Origin of the sequence: Mesorhizobium sp. B2-6-4 (genome assembly GCF_006441495.1) — a bacterium.
In the GTDB taxonomy this organism is placed as follows: Bacteria; Pseudomonadota; Alphaproteobacteria; order Rhizobiales; family Rhizobiaceae; genus Mesorhizobium.
Window position 1 is genome coordinate 62,317 of record NZ_VFUE01000029.1, and the last position, 6,000, is coordinate 68,316.

Sequence of the window (6,000 nt, forward strand, 5' to 3'; positions counted from 1 at the left end):
CCGGCATGCGGCGGGCACGGAGCCACACGCTTCCCTGCCTGCCCGCGCTCAACAACGAGATCGGCGCGCGGCGCAATCGCAAGGATCGTTTCCATCCTGGCGGGTCGTGCAGGGAGAGGGACCCATGGCGGCTCAGATTTTCTCGGCCATATTCGTCATCATCATCGGCGTCGGCGGCTGCGTCGCCTATTTCTGGGGCGCCAACAAACTGCTCGATGTCACCTTTCCCTCGCGCGGCGTCTCGGGTGCCGCCGCCGTCGACAATCTGCGCCGGCAAGGGCTGATCCGGCCCTGGCTGTTCGTCGGTCCGGCGATGATCATCCTGACCATCTATCTCATCTATCCGGTGGTCGAGACGCTGCGGCTGTCCTTCCTCGATCGCGGCGGCGCCAATTTCGTCGGCCTGGCCAATTATCAATGGGCTTTCGGCGACCGCGAGTTTCGCAATTCGATCCTCAACAATGTGCTCTGGCTGGCCGTAGTGCCCGCCGCCTGTACCTTCCTTGGCCTGATCATCGCCGTGCTTACCGACAAGATCTGGTGGGGCACGATCGCCAAGAGCCTGATCTTCCTGCCGCTGGCGATCTCCTTCGTCGGCGCCAGCGTCATCTGGAAATTCATTTATGAGTATCGCGGCGAAGGCCAGACGCAGATCGGAATCCTGAACGCCATCATCCAGCATTTCGGCGGCCAGCCGCAGGTCTGGATATCGCTGCCGTTCTGGAACAATTTCTTCCTGATGGTGATCCTGATCTGGATCCAGACCGGCTTTGCCATGGTCATCCTGTCTTCGGCGCTGCGCGGCATTCCGGAAGAGACGCTGGAAGCCGCCGTCATCGACGGTGCCAATCCGTTCCAGATCTTCTGGAAAATCATGGTGCCGCAGATTTGGGGCACCATCGCCGTGGTCTGGACCACAATCACCATCCTGGTGCTCAAGGTATTCGACATTGTCCTGACCATGACCAACGGCCAATGGAACAGCCAGGTGCTGGCCAATCTGATGTTCGACTGGATGTTCCGTGGCGGCGGTGATTTCGGCCGCGGCGCGACAATCGCCATCATCATCATGATCGCGGTCATTCCGATCATGGTCTGGAACATACGCCAGGCCAACAAAGAGACGGGAGGACATTGAGATGACCGTCGCGACCGGAAACTCCTTCGCCAGCCGCTTCGGCGTTCACATCGCCGTGCTGGTCTTCGTTGCGATCTGGACCATGCCGACGCTCGGCATCCTGGTATCGTCGCTGCGCGACAAGGACCAGATCATCGCCTCGGGCTGGTGGAACTCGTTCGCAAGTTCGACCCAGACCGAAGCTGGACGCCTGCCGCCCGCCTCGGCGCAGGTCGAGAAGGACGGCAAGTTCGTCCTCCAGGGCAACATTTTCGGCGATGGCGCCAAGCGCGAGATCAGCGCCTTCGGCGTCAAGTCGGCGGCACCGACACAATATCCGGCCGGCACATCGGCCGATCTCGGCGATGGCGTTACCTTGCAGCTCAATGCCGACGGCAGCTTCGTCATGACCTCGCCCAAGGCGTTCGAGGGCGACCGCGGCCAGCGCGTCTACTATGCCTCCTCGGCGCCGCCGAAATTCACCACCGACAATTACAGGACCGTGCTGTTTTCGGAAGGCATCGGCCGCTCCTTCATGAACTCGCTGACCGTCACTATCCCGGCGACCGTCATCCCGATCCTCATCGCCGCCTTTGCGGCTTACGCTCTGGCCTGGATGCGCTTTCCCGGGCGCGCGCTTCTGATCGCGGTCATCATCGGCCTGCTGGTGGTGCCGCTGCAGATGTCGCTGATCCCGCTGTTGAAGCTCTATAACGGCGTCGGCGCCTTCTTCGGCGTGCCCTCCAAGACCTATCTCGGCATCTGGCTGGCGCATACCGGCTTCGGACTGCCCTTCGCCATCTACCTCTTGCGGAGCTACATTGCCGGCCTGCCGCGCGAGATCATGGAATCGGCGCGCATCGACGGCGCCAGCGATTTCGAGATATTCGTCAAGATCGTGCTGCCGCTGTCATTTCCCGTGCTGGCGTCCTTCGCCATCTTCCAATTCCTGTGGGTATGGAACGATCTCCTGGTGGCGATGGTTTTCCTTGGCACGGAGGCGGATCAGATCGTGCTGACCGCCAAGCTCAATGCCTTGCTCGGCTCGCGTGGCGGCGACTGGGAGATCCTGACGACGTCGGCTTTCGTGACCATCATCGTGCCGCTGATCGTGTTCTTCTCTTTGCAGCGCTATTTCGTCCGCGGGCTGCTCGCAGGCTCGGTGAAAGGAGGCTGAAACCATGCAATCCGCTTTGAAAGCCAGTTCGAGGCCCGATCTCGCCGTCGATAGCGACTGGTGGCGAGGTGCCGTGATCTACCAGATCTATCCGCGCAGCTACCAGGACTCGAATGGCGACGGCATCGGCGACCTCAAGGGGATCATCGGGCGGCTGCCCTATATCGCCGCGCTCGGCGCGGACGCCATCTGGATCTCGCCCTTCTTCAAATCGCCGATGAAGGATTTCGGCTACGACGTCTCGGATTACTGCGACGTCGACCCGATGTTCGGCACGCTGGCCGATTTCGACGCGCTGACGGCGGAGGCGCACAGGCTGGGGCTGAAAGTGATGATCGACGAGGTGCTGTCGCACACCGCCGACATCCATCCCTGGTTCAGGGAAAGCCGATCGAACCGCAGTAATCCGAAAGCCGACTGGTACGTCTGGGCCGATCCCAGGCCGGACGGCACGCCGCCCAACAACTGGCTGTCGATCTTCGGCGGATCGGCCTGGCAATGGGACACCAGCCGCCAGCAATATTACCTGCACAGCTTTCTCGCGGAACAGCCGGACCTCAATTTCCACAACGGCGAAGTCCAGGACGCGCTGCTCGACGTCACCCGCTTCTGGCTGGAGCGCGGTGTCGACGGGTTCCGCCTCGACACCATCAATTTCTACTTCCACAGCCAGGGGCTGGAAAACAACCCGCCGCTGCCGCCGGAGCAGCGCAACGACCAGACCGCACCCGCGGTCAATCCCTACAACTACCAAGACCACATCTACGACAAGAGCCGTCCGGAGAACCTCGGCTTCCTCGAACGCTTCCGCGCCCTGCTCGACGAATATCCGGCAACGGCCGCGGTCGGCGAGGTCGGCGATTCACAGCGCGGACTGGACGTTGTCGCGGCCTATACAGCCGGCGGCAAGCGCGTGCACATGTGCTATTCCTTCGACTTCCTGGCGCCGGAAAAGATCAGCGCCGCCAAGGTCCGTTCGGTGCTGGAAACCTTCGGCAAGGTTGCCAGCGACGGCTGGTCGTGTTGGGCCTTCTCCAACCATGACGTGATGCGCCCGGCCTCGCGCTGGGCCGCCAACGAAGCCGACCCGACCGCCTATCTCAAGGTTATCTCGGCATTGCTGATGTCCTTGCGCGGCTCGGTCTGCATCTATCAGGGCGAGGAACTGGGGCTCGGCGAAGCCGAATTGCGGTTCGAGGATCTGCAAGATCCCTACGGCATCCGCTTCTGGCCGGAATTCAAGGGCCGCGACGGCTGCCGCACGCCGATGGTGTGGGACGGCAGCGCCAGGAACGGCGGCTTCTCCCAGGCAAAGCCGTGGTTGCCGGTGCCGGCCAAGCACCTGTCGCAAGCCGTCAATGTCCAGCAAGGCGACGAGCATTCGCTGCTCGAACACTACCGACGCTTTCTCGGCTTCCGCCGTGCCCATCCGGCGTTGGCCAAGGGCGATATCAATTTCATCGAAAGCCAGGGCGACACTGTCGCCTTCACGCGCCGCGCGGGCAACGAGCAGATCGTCTGCGTCTTCAACCTGGGATCCGGGCCAGCGGAGGTTGACCTTGGCGGTCGATCGCTGCAACCTTTGCCCGGACACGGATTTTCGGGACAGCAGAGCTCCGGCTCCATCCGCCTCGGCGGCTACGGCGCCTGGTTCGGGCGCATCGACTGAATTCTAGGGACCACTGGAGGGAAACATGGCCGATGTCACGCTGAGGCAAGTGAAGAAATCATACGGCAATCTCAACATTCTGCACGGCATCGACCTCGACATCAAATCGGGCGAGTTCATCGTCTTCGTCGGGCCGTCGGGTTGCGGCAAGTCGACATTGCTGCGCTCGATAGCAGGGCTCGAGGAGATCACCTCGGGCGAGCTCAGAATAGCCGGCGAGGTGGTCAACGACGTGCCGCCGTCGAAACGCGGCATCGCCATGGTGTTCCAGTCCTACGCGCTCTATCCGCATATGACGGTCTACGACAACATGGCGTTTTCGATGAAGATCGGCAAGGAAAGCAAGGCCGAGATAGACAAGCGCGTGCGCCAGGCGGCAGAGATCCTGCAGCTGACCAACTATCTCGACCGCCTGCCCAAGGCGATGTCGGGCGGCCAGCGCCAGCGCGTGGCCATCGGCCGCGCCATCGTGCGCAACCCGAAGGTGTTCCTGTTCGACGAACCGCTGTCGAACCTCGACGCCGCGCTGCGCGTCGCCACCCGCATCGAGATCGCCAAGCTCAAGGAATCGATGCCCAACACCACCATGATCTATGTCACCCACGACCAGGTCGAGGCGATGACGCTGGCCGACCGCATCGTGGTGCTGAAGGAGGGCCATATCGAGCAGGTCGGCACGCCGATGGAACTCTACAAGAAACCCGGCAATCTGTTCGTTGCTCAGTTCATCGGCTCGCCGGCCATGAACATCCTGCCGGCGACCATCGACAAATCGGGCAATCCGACCGTCATCAGTCATGTCGGCGGCCGCAAGGCTACGGTGCCGATCGCGACGCCGGCCTCGGCCAAGGGCGCGTCGGTGAGCTTCGGCGTGCGGCCGGAGGACCTGACGATCGCCGGCGGCACGGACTATCTGTTCGAAGGAACGGTGGATTATGTCGAGCAGCTCGGCGAGGTGCAACTCGTCTATGTCGACATCGGCCGCGCCGACCTGCCGCTGGTGACCAAGCTGCCGGGCAATGTCGAGGTCAAGCGCGGGACGACGCTGCGGCTGAGCGCCGACGCCGGAGACCTTCATATCTTCGACGCGGATGGCCGATCCTTCGCGCTGCACGAGACGGAAGCGAAAGCGGCCTGAGAGCAGGCCATGAATTAATTGCCGGTCACGCAAAAACAGGAGCGGCGGGCAAAGCCCGCCGCTCCTGTCTGGTGTCAGCTTCGGCTGTTAGTGGCCGAAGAGATTCCGGTCACTGCCCTGAGGGGCGGACTTGTGTGCATCGCCCGACGAATTGAGCAGCTTGTAGACGGGCGAGCCGCTGTCGCGGATCGAAGCCGTGTGCGCATTGTCGACCGAGGTGACGGCAGGCTGGTTGGCGCCATTGGAGCCATAGTTGTCGCTGCTGGCGAAAGCGCTGCCCGAAACGGCCAGGACGGCGGCGGCAGCAAGGATGATCTTTTTCATTTCAAGTCTCCTGAATTCTCAAATTCCACCGCAGAGGCGGGCTTGCCCGCCATCTGCTGCAGGATCGGCTGTTAGTTGTTGCCGAAGAGGTTATGGTCGGCACCCTGAACAGGTGCCTGGGCAGCCGGAGCCGACGTCTTGGTCGAAGCGGTGTATGAGCTGTCCGTCGAAGTGGCCGCGGGCTGGTTGGCGCCATTGGAGCCATAGTTGTCGCTGCCGGCAAAAGCGCTGCCCGAAACCGCCAGGACGGCGGCGGCAGCAAGGACGATCTTCTTCATTTCAAGTCTCCTGAATTCTCAAATTTCGCCAGGACGGCGGAAGGCCCGCCGTCAACTGGAGATCGGCTGTTAGTTGTTGCCGAAGAGGTTGCGATCGGCACCCTGAACAGGCGTCTGGGCAGCCGGCGTCGACTTCTGGACCGAAGCCGTGTGCGCGTTGTCGACCGAGGTGACAGCAGGTTGGTTGGCGCCATTGGAGCCATAGTTGTCGCTGCCGGCAAAAGCGCTGCCCGAAACGGCCAGGACGGCGGCGGCAGCAAGGATGATCTTTTTCATTTCAAGTCTCCTGAATTCTCA

At 62.1% G+C, this 6,000-nt stretch carries 7 protein-coding genes; 4 read left to right on the top strand and 3 right to left on the bottom strand.

The window, feature by feature from the left end; genetic code table 11:
* Positions 1-124 precede the first annotated feature (124 nt).
* The 4 genes from FJ426_RS28815 to ugpC are packed head-to-tail and all read left to right on the top strand — an operon-like array spanning position 125 to position 5,101.
* Complete coding sequence (locus FJ426_RS28815; RefSeq protein WP_140501210.1) at positions 125-1,138, top strand: sugar ABC transporter permease; 1,014 nt, start codon at positions 125-127, stop codon at positions 1,136-1,138.
* Position 1,139: 1 nt separating this feature from the next.
* Complete coding sequence (locus tag FJ426_RS28820) at positions 1,140-2,294, top strand: carbohydrate ABC transporter permease (protein WP_140501212.1); 1,155 nt, start codon at positions 1,140-1,142, stop codon at positions 2,292-2,294.
* Between the two features lie 4 nt (positions 2,295-2,298).
* Positions 2,299-3,963 carry an alpha-glucosidase gene (locus tag FJ426_RS28825; RefSeq protein WP_140825666.1) on the top strand — a complete coding sequence of 555 codons (1,665 nt, stop codon included), beginning with the start codon at positions 2,299-2,301 and terminating at the stop codon, positions 3,961-3,963.
* Positions 3,964-3,988: 25 nt separating this feature from the next.
* Positions 3,989-5,101 carry a sn-glycerol-3-phosphate ABC transporter ATP-binding protein UgpC gene (gene ugpC / locus FJ426_RS28830; RefSeq protein WP_140580630.1) on the top strand — a complete coding sequence of 371 codons (1,113 nt, stop codon included), beginning with the start codon at positions 3,989-3,991 and terminating at the stop codon, positions 5,099-5,101.
* 87 nt (positions 5,102-5,188) lie between these two features.
* On the opposite strand, the gene FJ426_RS28835 is transcribed toward ugpC, so the two are convergent.
* The 3 genes from FJ426_RS28835 to FJ426_RS28845 form a co-directional block, all read right to left on the bottom strand.
* The gene (locus tag FJ426_RS28835; RefSeq protein ID WP_140580632.1) at positions 5,189-5,425 is read right to left on the bottom strand and encodes a DUF680 domain-containing protein; all 237 of its coding nucleotides are present in this window, start codon (positions 5,423-5,425) and stop codon (positions 5,189-5,191) included.
* 71 nt (positions 5,426-5,496) lie between these two features.
* Positions 5,497-5,703, bottom strand: coding sequence for a DUF680 domain-containing protein (locus tag FJ426_RS28840; RefSeq protein ID WP_140580634.1), 207 nt, complete (start codon positions 5,701-5,703; stop codon positions 5,497-5,499).
* Positions 5,704-5,772: 69 nt separating this feature from the next.
* Positions 5,773-5,979 (bottom strand): DUF680 domain-containing protein, encoded by a 207-nt coding sequence (locus tag FJ426_RS28845; RefSeq protein ID WP_140825667.1) that lies wholly within the window; start codon positions 5,977-5,979, stop codon positions 5,773-5,775.
* Between the last annotated feature and the right edge of the window lie 21 nt (positions 5,980-6,000).

Excerpts from the sequence above, each read along its gene's own strand:
- FJ426_RS28815 (WP_140501210.1), top strand. The coding sequence starts at position 125 with ATGGCGGCTCAGATTTTCTCGGCCATATTCGTCATCATCATCGGCGTC.
- FJ426_RS28820 (WP_140501212.1), top strand. The coding sequence starts at position 1,140 with ATGACCGTCGCGACCGGAAACTCCTTCGCCAGCCGCTTCGGCGTTCAC.
- FJ426_RS28825 (WP_140825666.1), top strand. The coding sequence starts at position 2,299 with ATGCAATCCGCTTTGAAAGCCAGTTCGAGGCCCGATCTCGCCGTCGAT.
- ugpC (WP_140580630.1), top strand. The coding sequence starts at position 3,989 with ATGGCCGATGTCACGCTGAGGCAAGTGAAGAAATCATACGGCAATCTC.
- FJ426_RS28835 (WP_140580632.1), bottom strand. The coding sequence starts at position 5,425 with ATGAAAAAGATCATCCTTGCTGCCGCCGCCGTCCTGGCCGTTTCGGGC.
- FJ426_RS28840 (WP_140580634.1), bottom strand. The coding sequence starts at position 5,703 with ATGAAGAAGATCGTCCTTGCTGCCGCCGCCGTCCTGGCGGTTTCGGGC.
- FJ426_RS28845 (WP_140825667.1), bottom strand. The coding sequence starts at position 5,979 with ATGAAAAAGATCATCCTTGCTGCCGCCGCCGTCCTGGCCGTTTCGGGC.